This is a genomic window from Uliginosibacterium flavum, from assembly GCF_040566545.1.
Classification (GTDB): Bacteria; Pseudomonadota; Gammaproteobacteria; order Burkholderiales; family Rhodocyclaceae; genus Uliginosibacterium; species Uliginosibacterium flavum.
The window spans coordinates 203,584-220,813 of record NZ_JBEWZI010000006.1; the positions used below are offsets into that span (position 1 = coordinate 203,584).

The 17,230-nt window shown below is 59.9% G+C and carries 19 protein-coding genes; 10 read left to right on the forward strand and 9 right to left on the reverse strand.

Going from position 1 to position 17,230, the window contains the following annotated elements:
• Window positions 1-38: 38 nt before the first annotated feature.
• Window positions 39-626 (reverse strand): imidazoleglycerol-phosphate dehydratase HisB, encoded by a 588-nt coding sequence (gene hisB / locus ABXR19_RS07780; protein ID WP_354600544.1) that lies wholly within the window; start codon window positions 624-626, stop codon window positions 39-41.
• Window positions 627-753: 127 nt separating this feature from the next.
• Here hisB and hisC point away from each other — a divergent pair, with 127 nt between their 5' ends.
• Entirely contained in the window at window positions 754-1,830 is a 1,077-nt protein-coding gene (hisC, locus tag ABXR19_RS07785) for a histidinol-phosphate transaminase (RefSeq protein WP_354600545.1), read from the forward strand.
• Between the two features lie 60 nt (window positions 1,831-1,890).
• Here hisC and ABXR19_RS07790 read toward each other — a convergent pair whose 3' ends face one another.
• Entirely contained in the window at window positions 1,891-2,841 is a 951-nt protein-coding gene (locus ABXR19_RS07790) for a hypothetical protein (protein ID WP_354600546.1), read from the reverse strand.
• Window positions 2,842-2,987: 146 nt separating this feature from the next.
• On the opposite strand from ABXR19_RS07790, the gene recQ reads away from it, so the two are divergent.
• The 8 genes from recQ to ABXR19_RS07830 all read left to right on the forward strand — a co-directional run bounded on the left by recQ (window position 2,988) and on the right by ABXR19_RS07830 (window position 9,473).
• On the forward strand, window positions 2,988-4,805 hold the full coding sequence (gene recQ, locus ABXR19_RS07795; RefSeq protein WP_354600547.1) for a DNA helicase RecQ: 1,818 nt from the start codon (window positions 2,988-2,990) through the stop codon (window positions 4,803-4,805).
• A gap of 159 nt (window positions 4,806-4,964) precedes the next feature.
• Window positions 4,965-5,996, forward strand: coding sequence for a heat-inducible transcriptional repressor HrcA (hrcA, locus tag ABXR19_RS07800; RefSeq protein WP_354600548.1), 1,032 nt, complete (start codon window positions 4,965-4,967; stop codon window positions 5,994-5,996).
• A 10-nt stretch (window positions 5,997-6,006) separates the two neighbouring features.
• Complete coding sequence (locus ABXR19_RS07805) at window positions 6,007-6,342, forward strand: helix-hairpin-helix domain-containing protein (RefSeq protein ID WP_354600549.1); 336 nt, start codon at window positions 6,007-6,009, stop codon at window positions 6,340-6,342.
• Between the two features lie 9 nt (window positions 6,343-6,351).
• Window positions 6,352-7,458, forward strand: a complete 1,107-nt coding sequence (hemH, locus tag ABXR19_RS07810) for a ferrochelatase (protein WP_354600550.1) — start codon at window positions 6,352-6,354, stop codon at window positions 7,456-7,458.
• Complete coding sequence (locus tag ABXR19_RS07815; RefSeq protein WP_354600551.1) at window positions 7,455-7,817, forward strand: phage holin family protein; 363 nt, start codon at window positions 7,455-7,457, stop codon at window positions 7,815-7,817. The genes hemH and ABXR19_RS07815 overlap by 4 nt, the downstream gene beginning before the upstream one ends.
• Window positions 7,818-8,070: 253 nt before the next feature.
• The gene (locus ABXR19_RS07820) at window positions 8,071-8,373 is read left to right on the forward strand and encodes a 4a-hydroxytetrahydrobiopterin dehydratase (RefSeq protein WP_354600552.1); all 303 of its coding nucleotides are present in this window, start codon (window positions 8,071-8,073) and stop codon (window positions 8,371-8,373) included.
• Window positions 8,374-8,484: 111 nt separating this feature from the next.
• Window positions 8,485-8,934, forward strand: a complete 450-nt coding sequence (locus tag ABXR19_RS07825; protein ID WP_354600553.1) for a glycoside hydrolase family 104 protein — start codon at window positions 8,485-8,487, stop codon at window positions 8,932-8,934.
• Window positions 8,931-9,473 (forward strand): hypothetical protein, encoded by a 543-nt coding sequence (locus ABXR19_RS07830; RefSeq protein ID WP_354600554.1) that lies wholly within the window; start codon window positions 8,931-8,933, stop codon window positions 9,471-9,473. Before ABXR19_RS07825 ends, ABXR19_RS07830 begins: the two co-directional genes overlap by 4 nt.
• A 141-nt stretch (window positions 9,474-9,614) precedes the next feature.
• Here ABXR19_RS07830 and ABXR19_RS07835 read toward each other — a convergent pair whose 3' ends face one another.
• Both ABXR19_RS07835 and ABXR19_RS07840 read right to left on the reverse strand, forming a co-directional pair.
• On the reverse strand, window positions 9,615-10,526 hold the full coding sequence (locus tag ABXR19_RS07835) for an SPFH domain-containing protein (protein ID WP_354600555.1): 912 nt from the start codon (window positions 10,524-10,526) through the stop codon (window positions 9,615-9,617).
• 30 nt (window positions 10,527-10,556) lie between these two features.
• Window positions 10,557-10,979: an NfeD family protein gene (locus ABXR19_RS07840; protein ID WP_354600556.1), complete on the reverse strand. Its 423-nt coding sequence runs from the start codon at window positions 10,977-10,979 to the stop codon at window positions 10,557-10,559.
• Window positions 10,980-11,461: 482 nt separating this feature from the next.
• On the opposite strand from ABXR19_RS07840, the gene ABXR19_RS07845 reads away from it, so the two are divergent.
• Window positions 11,462-12,835, forward strand: coding sequence for a pectate lyase family protein (locus tag ABXR19_RS07845; protein ID WP_354600557.1), 1,374 nt, complete (start codon window positions 11,462-11,464; stop codon window positions 12,833-12,835).
• A gap of 101 nt (window positions 12,836-12,936) precedes the next feature.
• Here the strand turns inward: ABXR19_RS07845 and ABXR19_RS07850 are convergent, their stop codons facing one another.
• The 5 genes from ABXR19_RS07850 to ABXR19_RS07870 all read right to left on the reverse strand — a co-directional run bounded on the left by ABXR19_RS07850 (window position 12,937) and on the right by ABXR19_RS07870 (window position 16,975).
• Window positions 12,937-13,443 carry a zinc ribbon-containing protein gene (locus ABXR19_RS07850; RefSeq protein ID WP_354600558.1) on the reverse strand — a complete coding sequence of 169 codons (507 nt, stop codon included), beginning with the start codon at window positions 13,441-13,443 and terminating at the stop codon, window positions 12,937-12,939.
• Window positions 13,444-13,512: 69 nt separating this feature from the next.
• Window positions 13,513-13,743 carry a DUF3096 domain-containing protein gene (locus ABXR19_RS07855; protein WP_354600559.1) on the reverse strand — a complete coding sequence of 77 codons (231 nt, stop codon included), beginning with the start codon at window positions 13,741-13,743 and terminating at the stop codon, window positions 13,513-13,515.
• A gap of 312 nt (window positions 13,744-14,055) precedes the next feature.
• Complete coding sequence (locus ABXR19_RS07860; RefSeq protein ID WP_354600560.1) at window positions 14,056-14,718, reverse strand: PEP-CTERM sorting domain-containing protein; 663 nt, start codon at window positions 14,716-14,718, stop codon at window positions 14,056-14,058.
• A 361-nt stretch (window positions 14,719-15,079) separates the two neighbouring features.
• Window positions 15,080-15,985 carry a patatin-like phospholipase family protein gene (locus ABXR19_RS07865; protein ID WP_354600561.1) on the reverse strand — a complete coding sequence of 302 codons (906 nt, stop codon included), beginning with the start codon at window positions 15,983-15,985 and terminating at the stop codon, window positions 15,080-15,082.
• A gap of 180 nt (window positions 15,986-16,165) precedes the next feature.
• Window positions 16,166-16,975, reverse strand: a complete 810-nt coding sequence (locus tag ABXR19_RS07870; protein ID WP_354600562.1) for a DUF3025 domain-containing protein — start codon at window positions 16,973-16,975, stop codon at window positions 16,166-16,168.
• Between the last annotated feature and the right edge of the window lie 255 nt (window positions 16,976-17,230).

Below are 17,230 nucleotides of genomic sequence, written 5' to 3' on the forward strand. Positions count from 1 at the left end.
TTTGCGCGCAGATTTTCGGTCTGCGCGCCAATCAAAAATTAAAGACAACCCTTGGTCGAAGGCATGGTGCCCGCAGCACGCTCATCGACCTCAACGGCCGCCCGCAGCGCCCGGCCAAAGGCCTTGAACACGGTTTCGCACTGGTGGTGCGCATTCACCCCACGCAGGTTGTCGATGTGCAAAGTTGCCAGAGCGTGATTGACGAAGCCCTGGAAAAATTCGCGGGTCAAATCCACGTCGAAGCCGCCGATCATGGCGCGCGTAAAGGGAATGTTGTATTCCAGCCCCGGCCGCCCCGACAGATCGATCACCACACGCGACAAGGCTTCATCCAGCGGCACATAGCTGTGACCGTAACGACGCAAACCCTTCTTGTCGCCCACAGCCTTGGCAAAAGCCTGACCCAGAGTGATGCCGACATCTTCCACCGTGTGATGCGCATCGATGTGCAGATCACCCTTGGCTTGCACCTCCAGATCCATTAGGCCGTGACGCGCGATCTGCTCCAGCATGTGATCCAGAAAGGGAACGCCGGTAGCCAGTTTGGCCACGCCCGTGCCATCCAGATTGATGCGCACGCTAATCTGCGTTTCAAGGGTATTGCGGCTTACTTCGGCTTGCCTCATGGCACAACCCTATATTGATGGTGGCTAAGAGCCGCGCGCACAGGGTGCGTCAGGCGGTGGCTATGATAGCATTGGTGCGGCTTTGCGCCATGGCCGACCACCATTTTCCATCCCAGAAAGCAGCCCGATGAGTGCCTATTGGAGCGACCTCGTAAGTCGCCTGACCCCCTACGTTCCCGGCGAGCAGCCCAAGATCGCCAATCTGGTCAAGCTCAACACCAACGAAAACCCCTACGGCCCATCGCCCAAGGCACTGGCGGCGATTGCTGCTGAGGCCAGCGATGCGCTGCGCCTCTACCCGGATCCGAACTCGGATCTGTTCAAACAGGCGGTGGCGCGTTTCTTTGCGATTGATCCTGCCAGCGTTTTCGTCGGCAATGGCTCGGATGAAGTGCTGGCCCATGTTTTCCTCGGTCTGCTCAAGCACGACAAGCCTCTGCTCTTCCCGGACATTACTTACAGTTTTTATCCGGTGTATTGCGGCCTGTATGAGATTGATTTTGAAACCGTGCCGCTCGATGCGTCATTCGGTATCCGCGTCGACGACTACCTCGCACGCGAGGCCGGCGCGATTATCCTCGCCAACCCGAACGCACCTACCTCCTGCCTGATGTCGCTGGCCGAGATTGAACGTCTGGCCGCCGGCAAGCCGGATACGGTCATCGTCATTGACGAGGCCTATATCGACTTCGGCGGCGAATCGGCGGTACCGCTGACCCAGCGCTATCCGAATCTGCTGGTGATCCAGACGCTTTCGAAGAGCCGCTCGCTGGCCGGCTTGCGAGCGGGTTTTGCCGTCGGTCATCCGGCGTTGATCGAAGCGCTGGAGCGCATCAAGAACAGTTTCAACTCCTACCCGCTGGATCGCATGACCATCGCCGGCGCGGCTGCCGCGATGGATGATGTCGCCTGGTTTAACGACACCCGCCAGCGCGTGATCGCCAGCCGCGAAGCGCTCTCAGCCCGCATGGCAACGCTGGGCTTTGAAGTCCTGCCCTCGGCCGCCAACTTCATTTTCGCCCGCCATGCGCAACGCGATGGTGGCGAACTGGCGCAAGCCTTGCGCGCGCGCGGCATCATCGTGCGTCATTTCAAACTGCCACGGATTGATCAGTTCCTGCGGATTACGGTGGGCACCGAGGCGGAATGTGTGCAACTGACGGATGCGCTGGCGCAGATCTTGGATTCAACAGCACCCGCCTGAAGACCCGCCCCCAGCCTGCCTCTGCAGACAGGCTGTCGCAAGAGCCAAGCCCCGCAAGGCTTAGCGGGCTGCCCTGGAATTTTTCTGAGTGCTAACCGGACAAATTCCGGTTTTCGGATCGTAGGGATTGAACCAGAGTTCCTTGCGCTGCAGCGGCGTCTTGTCCGAGAGGAACGGGTTTTCGATATGGAAAACCCGCCGCGAACAGAAATTCGCACGCTTGATCATCTCGGCATGGTAGTTCATGACCATTTTTAGCAAAGTCCCGTCGTGCACCATGGACTCCAGACCCTCCGTCAGGCGCTGATGCAGACGCGGTGCCTTGGGCGACACGAAAACATAGCCGGGAAGCGGGAACTCGACCACCAGATCACGCTCGATGAGCAGATCTGGATTGGCCTTGCTGCGATCATCGTATTCCACGAAGACCTCATTCATGCCACGCGGAAAGTAATCAACCCGTTCCGCCGTCAGCATTTTCAGCAGCGGCTCGAAATTTTCGCCCCGCACCGTATTGAAACCGTTGGCATCCAGCACCTTGCGTGAAGACCACGCAGCGCCCACGCCTACGCGCAATGCCTTCAGCTGATCCAGCGTCTGCACGGCCGAGATGCGTGCTTGTGCATTGCGATGCGTCAAGGCGATGCGGTAATTGGACAAACCCATGTCAGTCGGAATCCAAATCGGCAGTAATTGCTGCTCCCAACGGGGCTGGCTGGCCATCACCGTGGTATTGAATTTCTCCCCGTCGATCATATCCAGCAGCAGGCGTTCGCGCCCACCCCTGCCCGCACTGACTTCGATGCGATAAGGGCCGAATTTTTTCTGCGTGCGCCGCATCGCTTCTGTCAGCACCTGATTGGTGTAGTCGTTGCGGCGTTCAACGCCCACGTCCTGGCGCTGACGGCGCAGCACATCTTCAGCCTTTACTGACGGTACGCTGATCAAACCCAGCAGCGTCAGCAGACCCAAAAGGAGCTGACGACCTGCATTTTCGCCAAACAATCTCAACACACTCTCCTGACTTGAATCGCCGCTATCGCAAGATGCAGCTGCGCACAAACAGCCCGGAACAATCAGCCTGCAAGGGTAAGGCCTGGGCTGTTACAAAAGAAGCCGCTGAATGGGCAGCACACTCTGGCAAAATACGCCCCGCGATGAATTCACCTGAAACACACGATCCGGCGCTGCATACCCTGCGCCACACATTCGGCTACCCGGCCTTCCGGGGCGAGCAAGCGGCAATTGTCGGCCATGTGCAACAGGGCGGTGACGCGCTGGTGCTGATGCCCACCGGCGGCGGCAAGTCGCTGTGCTTCCAGATCCCGGCGCTGTTGAGAGACGGCTGCGGCATCGTCATCTCACCGCTGATTGCGCTGATGCAGGATCAGGTACAAGCGCTATGCCAGCTAGGTGTGCGCGCAGCTTACCTGAACTCCACGCAAAGCTTTGACGAATCCAGCGCCATTGAGCGCCAGCTGCTGGCCGGCGAGCTGGATCTGCTCTATGTCGCCCCCGAACGCCTGCTCAACGGTCGCTGCCAGGCCTTGCTGGAAAGTTCCAGGATCGCCTTGTTCGCGATTGACGAAGCGCACTGCGTGTCGCAGTGGGGCCACGACTTCCGCCCGGAATACCGTCAGCTCACGATCCTGCACGAGCGTTTTCCGCAGATTCCGCGCATCGCCTTGACGGCTACCGCCGACGAGGCCACGCGCGCCGAGATCATCGAACGTCTGGCGCTGGAAGAAGCGCGCATCTTCATCTCCAGCTTCGATCGACCCAACATCCGCTACACCGTGGTCGAGAAGGACAATCCGCGCAAGCAGCTGCTCAAGTTCATCCGCACCCACCACGAGGGCGACGCCGGCATCATCTACTGCCTGTCGCGCAAGAAGGTCGAAGAAACCGCTGCCTGGCTGCGCTCCGAGGGCATTTCCGCCCTGCCCTATCACGCCGGGCTGGATGCCGCCGTGCGCGCCGATCACCAGACGCGCTTCGTGCGTGGCGACGGCATCGTGATGACCGCCACGATTGCCTTCGGCATGGGCATCGACAAGCCGGATGTGCGCTTCGTCGCCCACCTTGACCTGCCCAAATCGCTCGAAGCCTATTATCAGGAGACGGGTCGCGCCGGCCGCGATGGTTTGCCGTCCAACGCCTGGATGGCCTACGGCTTGCAGGACATGGTCCTGCAGCGCGAGATGATCGAGCAATCGCAGGCGCCTGATGAAGTCAAACGCGTCGAGCGACGCAAGCTCGAAGCCCTGCTCGGCTACAGTGAAGCGCCCGCCTGCCGGCGCGAAGTGCTGCTGCGCTACTTCGGCGAAGAATCCACGCCCTGCGGCAACTGCGACATGTGCCTGACCCCGCCGGAGACTTTCGACGCCAGCCTGCCCGCGCAACAGGCGCTGTCCACCATCTACCGCAGCGGCCAGCGTTACGGTGCGGCGCACATCATCGACATCCTGATCGGCAAGGCCACGCCCAAGGTCGTCGAGCGCGCGCACGACAAACTGTCCACCTTCGGTCTCGGCAAAACCCAGCCTGAGGCGCAATGGAATTCGCTGCTGCGCCAGTTCGTTGCTCAAGGTTTACTGGGCGTCAGCGAATTCGGTGGTCTGATGCTGCAGGACGCCTGCCGCCCGGTGCTGCGCGGCGAAACCACATTCATGGCCAAGCGCGTGCGCGCCGCCGCGCCCAAGGCTGCGGCCAGCGTGCGCCGCGAAATCGAGTTCGAGAGCGACGAAGCCAGAACGCTGTGGGCCGCGCTGCGCCAGTGCCGCCGCGATCTGGCCGAAGAACAGAACGTGCCCGCGTACATGATTTTCGGCGACGCCACGCTCAAGCAGATGCTCGACAAACGCCCGATGAGCCTGGACGCGATGATCGAACTTTCCGGCGTGGGCGACCGCAAGCTTGACGCCTACGGCAGCCAGTTTCTCGACGTCATTCAGGGCCACCAGCGCCGTTTGTAACAAAGGCCTGAAGAACCGCATCCGGCGGACTTCTTCAGGCGGCATGCCTGCACAAGTCCGCTCTATGCGGCTATCCAGACACATCGGCTGCAAAGCCTTTCTGCATGCGGCTCTCCACCCTGCCTCCTATTTGCCACGCCCAGCCCTTACAATCGCACCATGCATCGCCAACTTGATCAACGCGCCAAACTCCTGCTGAAAACCCTCGTCGAGCATTACATTGCCGACGGGCAGCCGGTGGGGTCGCGCGTGCTCTCGCGGCAATCCGGGCTGGAACTGTCGCCCGCCACGATCCGCAACGTGATGTCGGATCTGGAAGAGCTGGGCCTGATCGCCAGCCCGCACACCTCGGCCGGGCGCATCCCGACCGCGCGCGGCTATCGCCTCTTCGTCGACACCCTGCTCACCGTCAAGCCGCTGGCGCAGACCGAGGTGCGCGAGCTGCAATCGCACATCCACCGTGACGAGCCGCGTCGCGTGCTGAGCGCCGCCTCAAGCCTGCTCTCGGAGCTGACCAATTTCGCCGGCATCGTTGCCGCGCCGCGCCGCGAAGTCACCAAGATCCGCCAGATCGAATTCGTCAGCCTGTCGGACACCCGCGTGCTGCTGATCATCGTCACCATGAATGGCGACGTGCAGAACCGCATCCTGTTTACCCAGCGTCCCTACACCAGCTCGGAACTGATCTCCGCCGCGAACTATCTGAACCATCACTGCGCCGGCCTGGGCTTCCATGAAATGGTCGAACACCTGCGCGGCGAGCTGACCCAGTTGCAACAGAACATGACCGAGCTGATGAACGCGGCGATCAGCGTCGGCCAGGAAGCCATGGGGGCGCAAAGCGACAACTACCTGATCTCGGGCGAACACAAACTGCTCGAAGTGGACGACATGTCCTCCAACATGAGCCGCCTGCGCGAGCTGTTCCGCATGTTCGAACAGAAATCCGGTCTGGTGCAGTTGCTGGATATCTCCAACCGCGCCGAAGGCGTACAGCTCTTCATTGGCGGCGAATCCGGCATGAGCCCGCTGGATGAATGCAGCGTGGTCACCGCGCCGTATGAAGTCGACGGCGAAGTCGTCGGCACCATCGCTGTGATCGGCCCGACGCGCATGGCCTACGAGCGCGTGATCCCGATTGTGGATATCACGGCGCGGCTGCTTTCCAGCGCGCTGTCAAACAAAGACTGACATTCTCGCGATGCACCCAGCCAAAGTCCGTCGCGAGAATGTTCGAACCCTCACCGACCTGCCCAATATCGGCCCGGCACTCGCCCGCCGACTGGCGCTGATCGGCGTCACCAGCCCGGCGCAATTGCTCGGTCAATGCCCCTATGCGCTGTTTGAAGATCTGTGCGAGCGCACTCAAACTCGCGAAGACCCCTGCGTGCTCGATACTTTCATTTCCCTTACCCGTTTCATGGCTGGTGAGCCGGCGCAAGCCTGGTGGGCGTACACGACTGAACGCAAACTGCATCAGCAACAAGAATCGGCCAAACTCTGGCCACCCAATTCAACGTCTGCTTCGCGGAGCTAGCCTTTCACAATGTCCTCTGACCACTTCCTCCCCGAGCCCAAATTCGAACACGGCACGCCACCACGCATCGGCGTGCTGCTGATCAATTTGGGCACCCCCGCCGAGCCGACCGCCCAAGCCGTGCGACCCTACCTGAAGCAATTCCTCTCAGATCCGCGCGTAGTCGAAATTCCGCGCGCGATCTGGTGGCTGATCCTCAACGGCATCATCCTGAATACCCGCCCCAGGAAATCCGCCGAGAAATACGCCAAGATCTGGAGCAAGGAAGGCTCGCCGCTGCGTGTGCATACCGAACGCCAGGCCAAGCTGCTGCAAGGCTATCTGCTCAAGGCCGGCTTCCCGGATTTGCCGGTGGATTACGCCATGCGCTACGGTCAGCCGGATGTCGAAGGCGCGCTGATGCGCCTGAAGGCGCGCAACTGCACGCGCATCCTGGTCTTGCCGCTGTACCCGCAATACGCCGCCAGCACCACCGCCAGCGCCTTTGACGGCGTCGCCAGCGCCGCTGCGAAAATCCGCAATCTGCCGGAACTGCGTTTCGTGCGCAGCTTCCACGACCATCCAGACTACATCCGCGCCCTCGGTCAGCGCATGGCCCGTCATTGGGAAACGCAGGGCGGCACGCCCGACAAGGTAGTGATGAGCTTTCACGGCTTGCCGCGCTTCTCGCTCGACAGGGGCGACCCCTACCACTGCGAGTGTCACAAGACCGCGCGTCTGCTGGCCGAATACCTTGCGCTTAAACCGGAGCAGTATGTGGTGACTTTCCAGTCCCGCTTCGGCCGCGCCGAATGGCTCAAACCCTATACCGAGCCCACGCTGGTGGCGCTGGCAAAAGAAGGCGTGAAAACTATTGACGTGATCTGCCCCGGCTTCGTGTCAGACTGTCTGGAGACGCTCGAAGAGATCGCACTGGAATGCAAGGCCGCCTTCCTCTCGGCCGGCGGCAAGGAATTCCGTTACGTGCCCTGCCTGAACGAAGATCCCGAGTTCATCGGCGCACTGCGCAATATCACGCAAACTCACATGCAGGACTGGCTTGCCAGCCCTGCTCCATCCGCAACAGAACTAGCCGCCAGTGCGGCCCGTGCCCTATCACTTGGATCAAAATCATGATGACTATACTGCGCTGGGCCCTGAATGCCGGCGCCCTGATGCTGCTGCCGGAGATCGTTACCGCGATCCAGGTGCGCAGCCTCACCGCCGCGCTGGTCGCGGCCATCGTCATCGGCCTGCTCAATACCCTGATCCGTCCGCTGCTCCTGCTGCTGACCCTGCCGATTACTGTCCTCACCCTCGGCTTGTTCATCCTGGTGATCAACGCCCTGCTGTTCTGGGTCGCCTCAGGTCTGGTCAAAGGCTTCTTCGTCCCCGATTTCTGGGCGGCGATGCTCGGCGCACTGGTCTACAGCATCCTGACCTGGCTGGTCGATCTCGCACTGGGCGACAAACAGGCCCACATGCGGCGGCGCTAAGAGCGCCGTCACGATCCTGACTCCAAGTGCTTTCTGAGAGGCACCCATCACGCGAGTGCAGCCCGGAATGGCTCGGCCCCCGAGCAAAGCGGGTCTGCCGCTGCCGGCAAACAGGTTTGCGCCGAGTTTCAGCGACGGGATGACGAGTGCGCCGCCGCTGTAGCACATGACATACAAGCGCTCGATATCACAAGCGCGCTGACGTAGGTGCGCGCATCGACTACGCTGGAAGCTCCCCGCCCCGGAGAACGCCATGCGCCCCGCCAGACTCGACGACGCCGCCGTAATCACAGCCCTTGAAGCACTTAATCAGCACTGCGCACAGGCTTGGACCATCGAAGACGGCAAGCTGCAGAAGAGCTTTCGTTTTCACGATTTCCGCGAAGCTTTCGCCTTCATGACCCGTGTTGCCGAAAGCGCGGAGGCTCTCAATCACCATCCGGAATGGCGCAATGTTTACAACCGGGTACAGGTAAGTCTCAGCACCCATGATGCCAGCGGCCTCACCGAACTGGATTTCCAGTTGGCGAGGGCGATGGAGGACGCGACACATTGAACCACCCCGCCATCCATCCGGACCAGCCGCCATTTGCGCCCCGCTCAGCGCATCGCCCATTTGAGGGCGGCTAGACTTCGCGCTCCGCCGCCCTAGCCAAACAAGAACACCATGAGCACCGAAGAAATAAACGTCGCAGCTTTCCTCAGATTCATCCGCTACGCCGAACATCAGAGCGACGACGACAAGGTGTATTTCCTCCTCTACGGCGGTCAGCAACGGTTCACCGACACCAACCTGCACCCCAACAAAGCCATCACAGCCTGGGGTCACACCTCCACCGCGGCAGGCGCCTACCAGATTCTCTATAGCACCTGGAAAGAGGCCAAGGACAAGGGCGTCGTCATCGATTTCTCCAAAGCATCGCAGGACAAACTCGCCATCAGCAAGCTGCGCAGCCGCCGCGCACTCTCCTACATCGAGGCCGGCGACATCGACCGCGCCATCCCCCTTCTGCGCAACGAATGGACTTCCATGCCCGGTGCTAAACAGTCCGCAATGAGCATGAGCACGGCTCACGAACTGTTCAAAAAATACGTTGCGGAGCTCGGCGGAAAATGAAAGCCGCCCACATCCTCGTGCTGAGCTGCACGCTCATATTTCCTGCCGGCGCGGCAATCGCACAGCAGCAGGCCACACTGCAACGCAGCGGCCACCTGCAATGCGGCCCTGCGCAACTCGACGCCGAAACCCGATACCTCGACCTGCCGGATCAAGCGCGCCAAGTGCTGGCACAAAGCCTGTCGCTCACCAACACAACTACGGGAAGCACCAGACGGCTCAAACACGATGCGCGGCCACTGCGTCAGCCATTCCTCAAGCACACGCCCGTACTGGATGCTGCCGTCACCGGCTGGGCCTGCCTCGAAAACAGCGTTGGCAAGCCCTACATCTACCTCAGCTACACCTGCATCGAAAGCCCATCCCGCCCGACATGCGTAGGCAATCTGCGCGAATGGGCTCGCCTTTTCGACACCGCCGGCAAGCCGCTCAACGCACACGCCCCGCGCAGTGGCCAGCGCATAGCCGCATTGATGAAGAAGCTCGACCTGAGCCGCCACCTCAGCGCAGGCGTTTCCTTGCAGGATATTGACGAATAAGGCGCTCTGTCCGGAATTGATCAATCGGCACAAAAAAGCCGCGACACGCGCGGCTTTCCGGTGGGCAGCCCGATCACACCCAGGCCGCAGCACAAATTCCGCCGGAACCGCGTCTTGCACGCGGCCCCGGCTGCAGGCGAATCAATCGCGCTGCGACTGCATCATCTTCATTGCCGAGGTGATCAGCGCCGACACTTCGGTCATGTTGCTCGGCACGATCAGCGTCGACTTGGCGCCGGCCGCCACCTTGGAATACGCATCCACGGCGCGTTCAGCCACTTTCAACTGCACCGCTTCCGTACCGCCGGGCTGGCGGATCGCTGCAGCGATCCGCTCAATGGCCTGCGCAGTTGCCTCCGCCACAGCCAGAATCGATTGCGCATCACCTTGCGCCTTATTGATCACGGCCTGCTTCTCGCCTTCCGAACGGGCGATGAAGGCTTCGCGCTCGCCGGTGGCGATGTTGATCTGCTCCTGACGACGGCCTTCCGAGGCCGCAATCAGCGCGCGCTTTTCACGCTCGGCAGTAATCTGTTGCTGCATCGCGTGGAGGATTTCCTTGGGCGGTGTCAGATCCTTGATCTCGTAGCGCAGCACCTTCACGCCCCAGTTCAGCGCCGCTTCATCAATCGCCTGCACGACCTGCGAATTGATGATGTCGCGCTCCTCAAAAGTCTTGTCCAGCTCCAGCTTGCCGATCACCGAACGTAGCGAGGTTTGCGCCAGTTGCGAAATCGCCACGATGTAATCGCTGGAGCCATAGCTCGCACGCATCGCATCCGTCACCTGGAAATAAAGGATGCCGTCGACCTGCAACTGCGTGTTGTCGCGCGTGATACAGATCTGGCTCGCAATATCCAGCGGGATTTCTTTCAGCACATGCTTGTAAGCCACACGATCAATGAAGGGCACCAGAAAATTCAGGCCCGGCATCAACGTGCCGTTGTACTTGCCCAGACGCTCGATCACCCAGGCGTGCTGCTGGGGAACAACCTTGACCGTCTTCATGACGAAGATGATGGCCACCACGAACAATACGATTGCAATTTCCATTGAGCTCTCCTTTTGATCCGACTCGATTGATTACAACTTCTTGATAAGCAGACGGCTACCCACGACTTCTTCAATCTGGTGCATGCCGGGCGTCGGCGTCTCGCCTGTCACCGGCATAGCCACCCAGTTCGCGCCCCGATACTTCACCTGCGCCGTGCCATCTGTCGCCCAGGCATCCACCATCACACGGGCGCCGACATCCAGATTGCCATCAGTCTTGCTGAGCGGATTTTTCGCCGCTGCTGCCTTGCGATAAAAACGCAAAGCCACCGACAAACCACCACCCAGCAACGCAGCCACGGCGATCTGGAAAGGCAGCGAAACCCCCAGATGCGCCGCAATCGCCGCGCCGATCAATCCCGCCGAAACCATCAGCAAATAAAAAGTGCCGGTCAATAATTCCGCCCCGACAACCAAGCCCGCCAGCACCCACCAGATAGTTGAATCAGTCATTTTTCACCTGATTTATTGACACGAATGAATGGCAGGAGCTGCGCTCGAACCCGCATCCTGCGAACCCCGGCCAGTATACGCACATTCCCACGGAATACCGCAGCGCAGGGTGGTCCCACGGGTTTGAACGCTAGCAAAGGGCTTTGCCGAGCACGCTCCACAGGGCAGCAAAAATCTTTACGCCCTGCCTGAAGAGCCTCTACGGGCGGGCGTCTTCAAGCAGTCCGGCCTGCGAGAAAGGCGGGGAGCGGCTCTTCGGCCAGGTGTTAAAAAACAGCCGAATTCTGCCGGATCGTATGTTTTTGCCAAGCCGGAAATTCTCAAAATGGTGCAATCCAGGACATTGTTTCCGAATGCACTCCACGGACTCTGGCAAATGCTGCGCAGTTCCTTGACCCCGCATATTTTGTAGGCCATATTCCTATAGCGATCAGGCGAAATCGTCCTGTTCGTATACAAAATACAATTACAGGAGACAAAAAATGATTCGCAAAATCACTGCGGGCTTCTTCGCCTGCATGCTGGCCGGTGGCGCGCAAGCGGCTGCTGACGCCCCCTCAGGCTGGGTCAAGTGTGCCCAACCTGGCGGCACCTGCAACATGACGGGCACTCACCAAACCACGCTGGGCAAATCCGGCGTGTTCGCGCCGACAGTCGTTCGCACCGGCTCATTTGCCTGCTCAACGGCCAATTTCCCCGGTGCTCCCAATCCGTCGGCCTGGTGTTCTTACAACCCGGCCGTCGCATCGTCCAGCTCCAGCAGCTCGTCCTCCAGTAGCTCTTCTTCGAGCAGCTCCAGCAGCTCCAGCAGCTCATCGTCGTCCGGCAGCTCTTCATCAAGCTCGTCTTCATCCAGCAGCTCAGGCGGTTCAAGCTCCAGCGGCAAGGGCCAGGTCGGCTTCTCGACGCAGAATGGTGGCACGACCGGCGGCGCTGGCGGCGCTACCGTCACTGTCTCTACCGGCACCCAGCTGAACGCGGCTCTCTGCGGTCGCGCGGCGGTCAGCACACCGATCATCATTCGCGTAAATGGCACCATCAACCATGGCAACACCACCAAGGTCAGCGGCAGCTGCAACACCGCAGCCGATGTCATCGATCTCAAGGGCGTCAGCAACATCACCCTGATCGGCGTTGGCAGTGCAGCCCTGTTCGACCAGATCGGCATTCACATTCGCGAGGCACGCAACATCATCATCCAGAACGTGCATGTGCGTAATGTGAAGAAGTCCGGCTCGCCGATCTCCAATGGCGGTGACGCCATCAGCATGGAGTCCAACGTATCCAATGTCTGGGTTGACCACGTTACGCTCGAAGCCTCCGGCGGCGAATCGCAGGGCTACGACGGCCTGTTTGATATGAAAGCCAACACCAAGTACGTCACTCTGTCCTGGAGCCACCTGAAGAACTCCGAACGCGGCGGCCTGGTTGGTTCAGGTGATGGCGATAGCGGCAACGGCCCGGTGACCTTCCATCATAACCACTATCAGAACCTGAACTCGCGCGTACCGCTGTTGCGTCATGCCACCGCGCATGCCTACAACAACTACTACAACGGGATTGTCGAATCCGGCATGAACCCGCGTATCGGCGGCAAGATCAAGGCCGAAAACAACTACTTCACCAACGCTCAGAACCCGATCGGCACCTTCTACACCGACGACATGGGCTATTGGCAAGTAAGTGGCAATGTCTTCGCAGCCGGCGTCACCTGGCTGACCGGCGACAAGTTGCATCCGGCTGGCCCGAACGTAGTTTCGACCACCTCGATCACCATTCCATATGCCTACACGCTGGATAGCGCAGCAAACACGCCCACCATCGTGACGAGTGGCGCTGGTGTAGGACGCATCTAAGCAAAAGGTAGCTGATGCAAAAAAGGGCCGGAGTCATACTCCGGCCCTTTTTTCATGGAATCAAGGATCAAGCCTTGAGTGCAACGTGAACACAAGAAGAATCAATAGCCCTTGCTGAAAAGGGTGGCGCTGCATTTAGGACAGGGCGGAACATGCCCGGTTTGCTTCAACTGCACAGTCTGCCCGCACGCCTGACAAGTCAAAGTGCCGGCAGAGCTCATCTCACCTGTCCGGTATCCAAGCGATTCCTTGGCTTTACTGCTCAGGGATCGCAAGGCATCGCCGCCAAACTCCAGCACGGCCGCGATGGAAGAAAGTGCGCCAGCGCCCAGTCGGGCGGGATGAAACCTCTCTTTAGCTTCATCACCAAGCTGCTGGGCATCCACAATGGTCTGATCCAGATCGCGGGCGAGGTACTGCTTCAGTTCCTCCCCTTGTTCGGTCGTGAACTCCCCGAGTGAAACCAGATGCTCGTGCGCCTTATCAAGTGCGGCGGTCATCGAATCACGGCCGCGCAATTTCCCGGCCCAATACAACTCATTGAACTTGTCGGCAAATTTGTCGTACTGCTCTGCCAGCCTGCTCTTGTCCTGATTCTTGTGTTCCATGACCCAAAACTCCTGTAAACGCAGCACGCAAGGCATTGCCGCAATGTCCCGATACCTTACCTGATGCTCTTAGAAACGACCTGCGCCGAATATTCCTATCAACCCGATCAGAATCAAATAGATCGCGACAATGTAATTAAGCATCCGCGGAACGGAAAGAATCAGAATTCCTGCCAACAACGAAACCACGGGAGCCAGTGCCAGATGCATATTCATGATGGAATCACCAATACCTTTCGTAAGTTTGGTTCGTGCAGCGACAATCAGCGCACTGACGCCGCCAAGCAAACCATCGTTCATTTGATTTTCAAGTCCGCACTCAGGGATGCTGCGTCTTGATGCATCAAGAATATCGGGATTCAAAACCAGAGTATGTGCGCTTACGTACAGACAGCGCCGTCGCGCAAAATTGTCGGGGCTACAGCGTTGTATCGAAGGGCGGCGCCGGGCGGACGTCTTCAGGCAAGCGGGCCTGCGAGGCAGGCGGAGTGCGGCTCTCGGAGCAGTACTCTGGAAAAGTCAAAGCCCACCGAATGGCGGGCTTTGACGGGGAGACTCAGTCCGGAAATATCCTGAATCGGCCCCGCTTTACTGTGAGCATGCGTGCTCAACTCACACCGCAGCAGCCTGACGGCGACGCCCGAACAGACCAAGCAGACCGAGACCGACCACCATGGAAGTCCAGATTTCTGGCTCCGGAACAGCCGTCACGTTCAAGCTGAATGCCGCATTGCTGTCGCCGATCCCCGCGGCGGTATATGCAGATCCGCCCAGCACGAACGCGTAATAATTCGTCCCCACCGTGAAATTCAGCGGAGCCGAGTACAACGCGTTGATATTTGTGCTGCCATTGTTCGTGAGAACGTTACCCCAGGCCAGGTAATTCCAGCTGCTGACATTGGTATTCAGCCAGGAATCAGCATTACTCGCCGGATCTAGCAAACCGCCAATGCTGGCCGGATTATTGAGCAGCGCATCGTTGGGGGCTGAGGCAAACAACACGCCCAGCAGGGTCGTGTAGGTATTCACGTTCCCCTGAGTAAACGTGATCTGCGTATTGCTCCCGTCAAGCAAAGAACCCAGATCAAATCGCTGTATGGCCATGCCTGCATTGATCGTCGCCACCCCCGCGTCCGTGTTCAGCGTAACCGGCGCAGGCGTCGCACCGGCAAAATCCAGAGTGCCGCTGTAAGTAGCAGCCTGAGCCAAATTGACTTGAGCAGCCAGCAGTGCGCTCACCCCGACCAAACCGAGCATTTTCCTGATCTGATTCACATTAACTCCCTTGCATGAAAACGATGGGAAGGCGCTGGGGAGATCCCAGGCCCTTCAGCAGACAGTACAAGTACCCACACCAGCAAGCCCGGCGTATCACTCGCCAGGCCAAGGGTTTTCCGAGCAAGTCGGGCGGCCCTCAGCAACGCGTCAGCGCCGCTTGCTGGACAAGTTGTAGTTCCTTTGCATGTCCGGAAGCAATACGAAACCGACGCATGGACGGACCGAGGCGCCCTTTTGTTCATCTTCCAGAGCAAACCTGTCCACCCGAAAGGCCACACTCAACCGATACCCACAGCATGATGCAGATCCCGGCTTACTCGCTCACCCAACCTCAGAAATGCTCATACCCGCCAGCCGCTCAGCCCAGTACTTCTCGGATCATCGGCAAAGCGTGCTCGGCGGCGCGCACGCCCTCTTCAATTGAAACCGCAGCGCGATGAAAATCGGTAATGGCGATGTCCGACAAGCGCGGACGGATCAGCACATCAGCGGGTTCGCCGGCCAGTCGGCTCTGGGTGATGCGCACCTGCATGATGTTCAGGCTGGTAGCCAGCACCTCCAGCATCGACGGTACAGCTGGCGCAGCCTCTGCCTCGTTCGTCGCCGGTCTGGCAGAACGGAAGCGTGAAAGGAAGCTCTCGATCCGACCATTCCCCGCCGGCATCGCTTCAGTTTCTGGCGCGCTCGGCTGCCGGTAGCGACGCCCGACCAGATCCCAGTTCAGGTCCACCGCAATCACGATATCCGCGCCCATCGCCCGGCACAATGACACCGGCACCGGATTCACCAGCCCGCCGTCTACCAGCAGTCGCCCATCGAGCAACGCGGGGATGAAGATCCCCGGCAAGGCTATCGAGGCCCGCACCGAATCCACTACCGACCCCTCCCGCAACCAGATCTCTCGACCCGTGCTCAGATCCGTCGCCACGCAACCGAACGCCTTCGGCAGCTGCTCGATGCCCCGATCATCAAACCGCGAGCGGAAAAACTCCACCAGCTTGCCGCCCGCCATCAGGCCGCCGCCCATCTTCAGATCGAGAAAGCCCATCACCGCCTGCCAACGCAGCTGCCTGACCCAGGCCTCGAAGCGTTCCATCTCGCCTGCCGCGTACGCAGCACCGACCATTGCGCCAATCGATGTGCCACACACTATGTCGGGTTGAATGCCCGCCTGCTCCAGCACGCGAATCACCCCGATATGCGACCAGCCCCGTGCGGAGCCACTTCCCAAGGCAAGACCGATGCGCGGACAATGTGATTTCAAGCTGATGCTCCTGTTCTGGCGGGTTTCAGACCGATTGTAAATCCTACCCCCGCTCTGCACAGGAAGCTCATGCCGGACGGTCCTGCAACCAGTCTTGCAGTGACGACGACGCGTGAATATCAGGCGCAGAGCGTTCGCCCGCAGAACATGGGAGCAATCAGGAACTTGCCCCTACTCAGCTCACTTGACCCGTTTCGGCCGGAACACGCTGGCATCGGCATAGAAATCCGCGCCCTGCCCCGCCCACCAGTCCGGCACGCCAGACACAGGCATCGGCGTGAAGCAGCGCGTGTTGAAATCGACGGGATCGCGCGCAGCCAGATCATGCGCCACTGCCTCATCCAGCCAGGCCCGTCGCGCCACGTGTGGCAGGTCAAAGAAGGCATCGGGCGCGCTCACGACCCATGTGTGGGCGGTGATCGCCTTGTACGGCGTCACCAGTTTTTCCATCAAGGCATGGCCGAACAGCCAGACTTCAGCGTGCGCAGCGAAGCGACTGCGCTGCTCCAGGAAGACTTGTTGCCATTCATGATTGCGCAGCGCCTCCGCCATTTCGTGCCCCGGCGCACCTTCGCGCAGAACCAGCAGCGCCGCATTCTCATCAAAAATCGTCACCGCATCGCGCGTCGCGCCACGGATCTGGCCCACGCCAGCCCGTTCGATCTGAGCCGCCTGCATCGCATTGAGCTGCGCCTTGAGGCGCGGAAAGCTCAACCACACCAGTGCGTTGAAGAAGTCATGCAGATTCGCCCGCGTCGGCACGCGGCCGGTTGCCGAGATGAAAACCTCATAAGCCGTCCCCATCGGCAGCGCCGCTTGCGTCACAAAGGACAGTGGCAGACCACGATGATTGTGCAAAGCCAGAGTACGAGCCTGCTGATTCAGGGCCGTCAAGTCGTCCGCAGCGCCTTGCAAGCGCTCAGCCGCCTGTGCCACCGAGGCATACCAGGGGCGCGGCCAATCGACGGCTTCAAAAAAAGGAAGAGACATGGGCGGCATTGTGAACGGTAGGCCCGCCGAGCGCGAACAAAACACGGGCTTGCATGGCGGCGAACCCTGCCTGAAGAGCCGCTCTGGGTGTGCTTCTGCAGGCAGCATGGCCTGCGAGCCAAGCGGGATGAGGCTCACGAGAGGTGAGGCTTTTAAACAAAAAGCCCGCCGGATAAGGCCACCCCATTCAACACAAGTCCACCAGCATAATTCGGCGCATCTCCCGCGCCCAGAATAACCCCTTAGTTTAGTCTG

Coding starts and splice junctions, on each gene's coding strand:
- hisB (WP_354600544.1), bottom strand. CDS start 626: ATGAGGCAAGCCGAAGTAAGCCGCAATACCCTTGAAACGCAGATTAGC.
- hisC (WP_354600545.1), top strand. CDS start 754: ATGAGTGCCTATTGGAGCGACCTCGTAAGTCGCCTGACCCCCTACGTT.
- recQ (WP_354600547.1), top strand. CDS start 2,988: ATGAATTCACCTGAAACACACGATCCGGCGCTGCATACCCTGCGCCAC.
- hrcA (WP_354600548.1), top strand. CDS start 4,965: ATGCATCGCCAACTTGATCAACGCGCCAAACTCCTGCTGAAAACCCTC.
- ABXR19_RS07805 (WP_354600549.1), top strand. CDS start 6,007: ATGCACCCAGCCAAAGTCCGTCGCGAGAATGTTCGAACCCTCACCGAC.
- hemH (WP_354600550.1), top strand. CDS start 6,352: ATGTCCTCTGACCACTTCCTCCCCGAGCCCAAATTCGAACACGGCACG.
- ABXR19_RS07815 (WP_354600551.1), top strand. CDS start 7,455: ATGATGACTATACTGCGCTGGGCCCTGAATGCCGGCGCCCTGATGCTG.
- ABXR19_RS07820 (WP_354600552.1), top strand. CDS start 8,071: ATGCGCCCCGCCAGACTCGACGACGCCGCCGTAATCACAGCCCTTGAA.
- ABXR19_RS07825 (WP_354600553.1), top strand. CDS start 8,485: ATGAGCACCGAAGAAATAAACGTCGCAGCTTTCCTCAGATTCATCCGC.
- ABXR19_RS07830 (WP_354600554.1), top strand. CDS start 8,931: ATGAAAGCCGCCCACATCCTCGTGCTGAGCTGCACGCTCATATTTCCT.
- ABXR19_RS07835 (WP_354600555.1), bottom strand. CDS start 10,526: ATGGAAATTGCAATCGTATTGTTCGTGGTGGCCATCATCTTCGTCATG.
- ABXR19_RS07840 (WP_354600556.1), bottom strand. CDS start 10,979: ATGACTGATTCAACTATCTGGTGGGTGCTGGCGGGCTTGGTTGTCGGG.
- ABXR19_RS07845 (WP_354600557.1), top strand. CDS start 11,462: ATGATTCGCAAAATCACTGCGGGCTTCTTCGCCTGCATGCTGGCCGGT.
- ABXR19_RS07850 (WP_354600558.1), bottom strand. CDS start 13,443: ATGGAACACAAGAATCAGGACAAGAGCAGGCTGGCAGAGCAGTACGAC.
- ABXR19_RS07855 (WP_354600559.1), bottom strand. CDS start 13,743: ATGAACGATGGTTTGCTTGGCGGCGTCAGTGCGCTGATTGTCGCTGCA.
- ABXR19_RS07870 (WP_354600562.1), bottom strand. CDS start 16,975: ATGTCTCTTCCTTTTTTTGAAGCCGTCGATTGGCCGCGCCCCTGGTAT.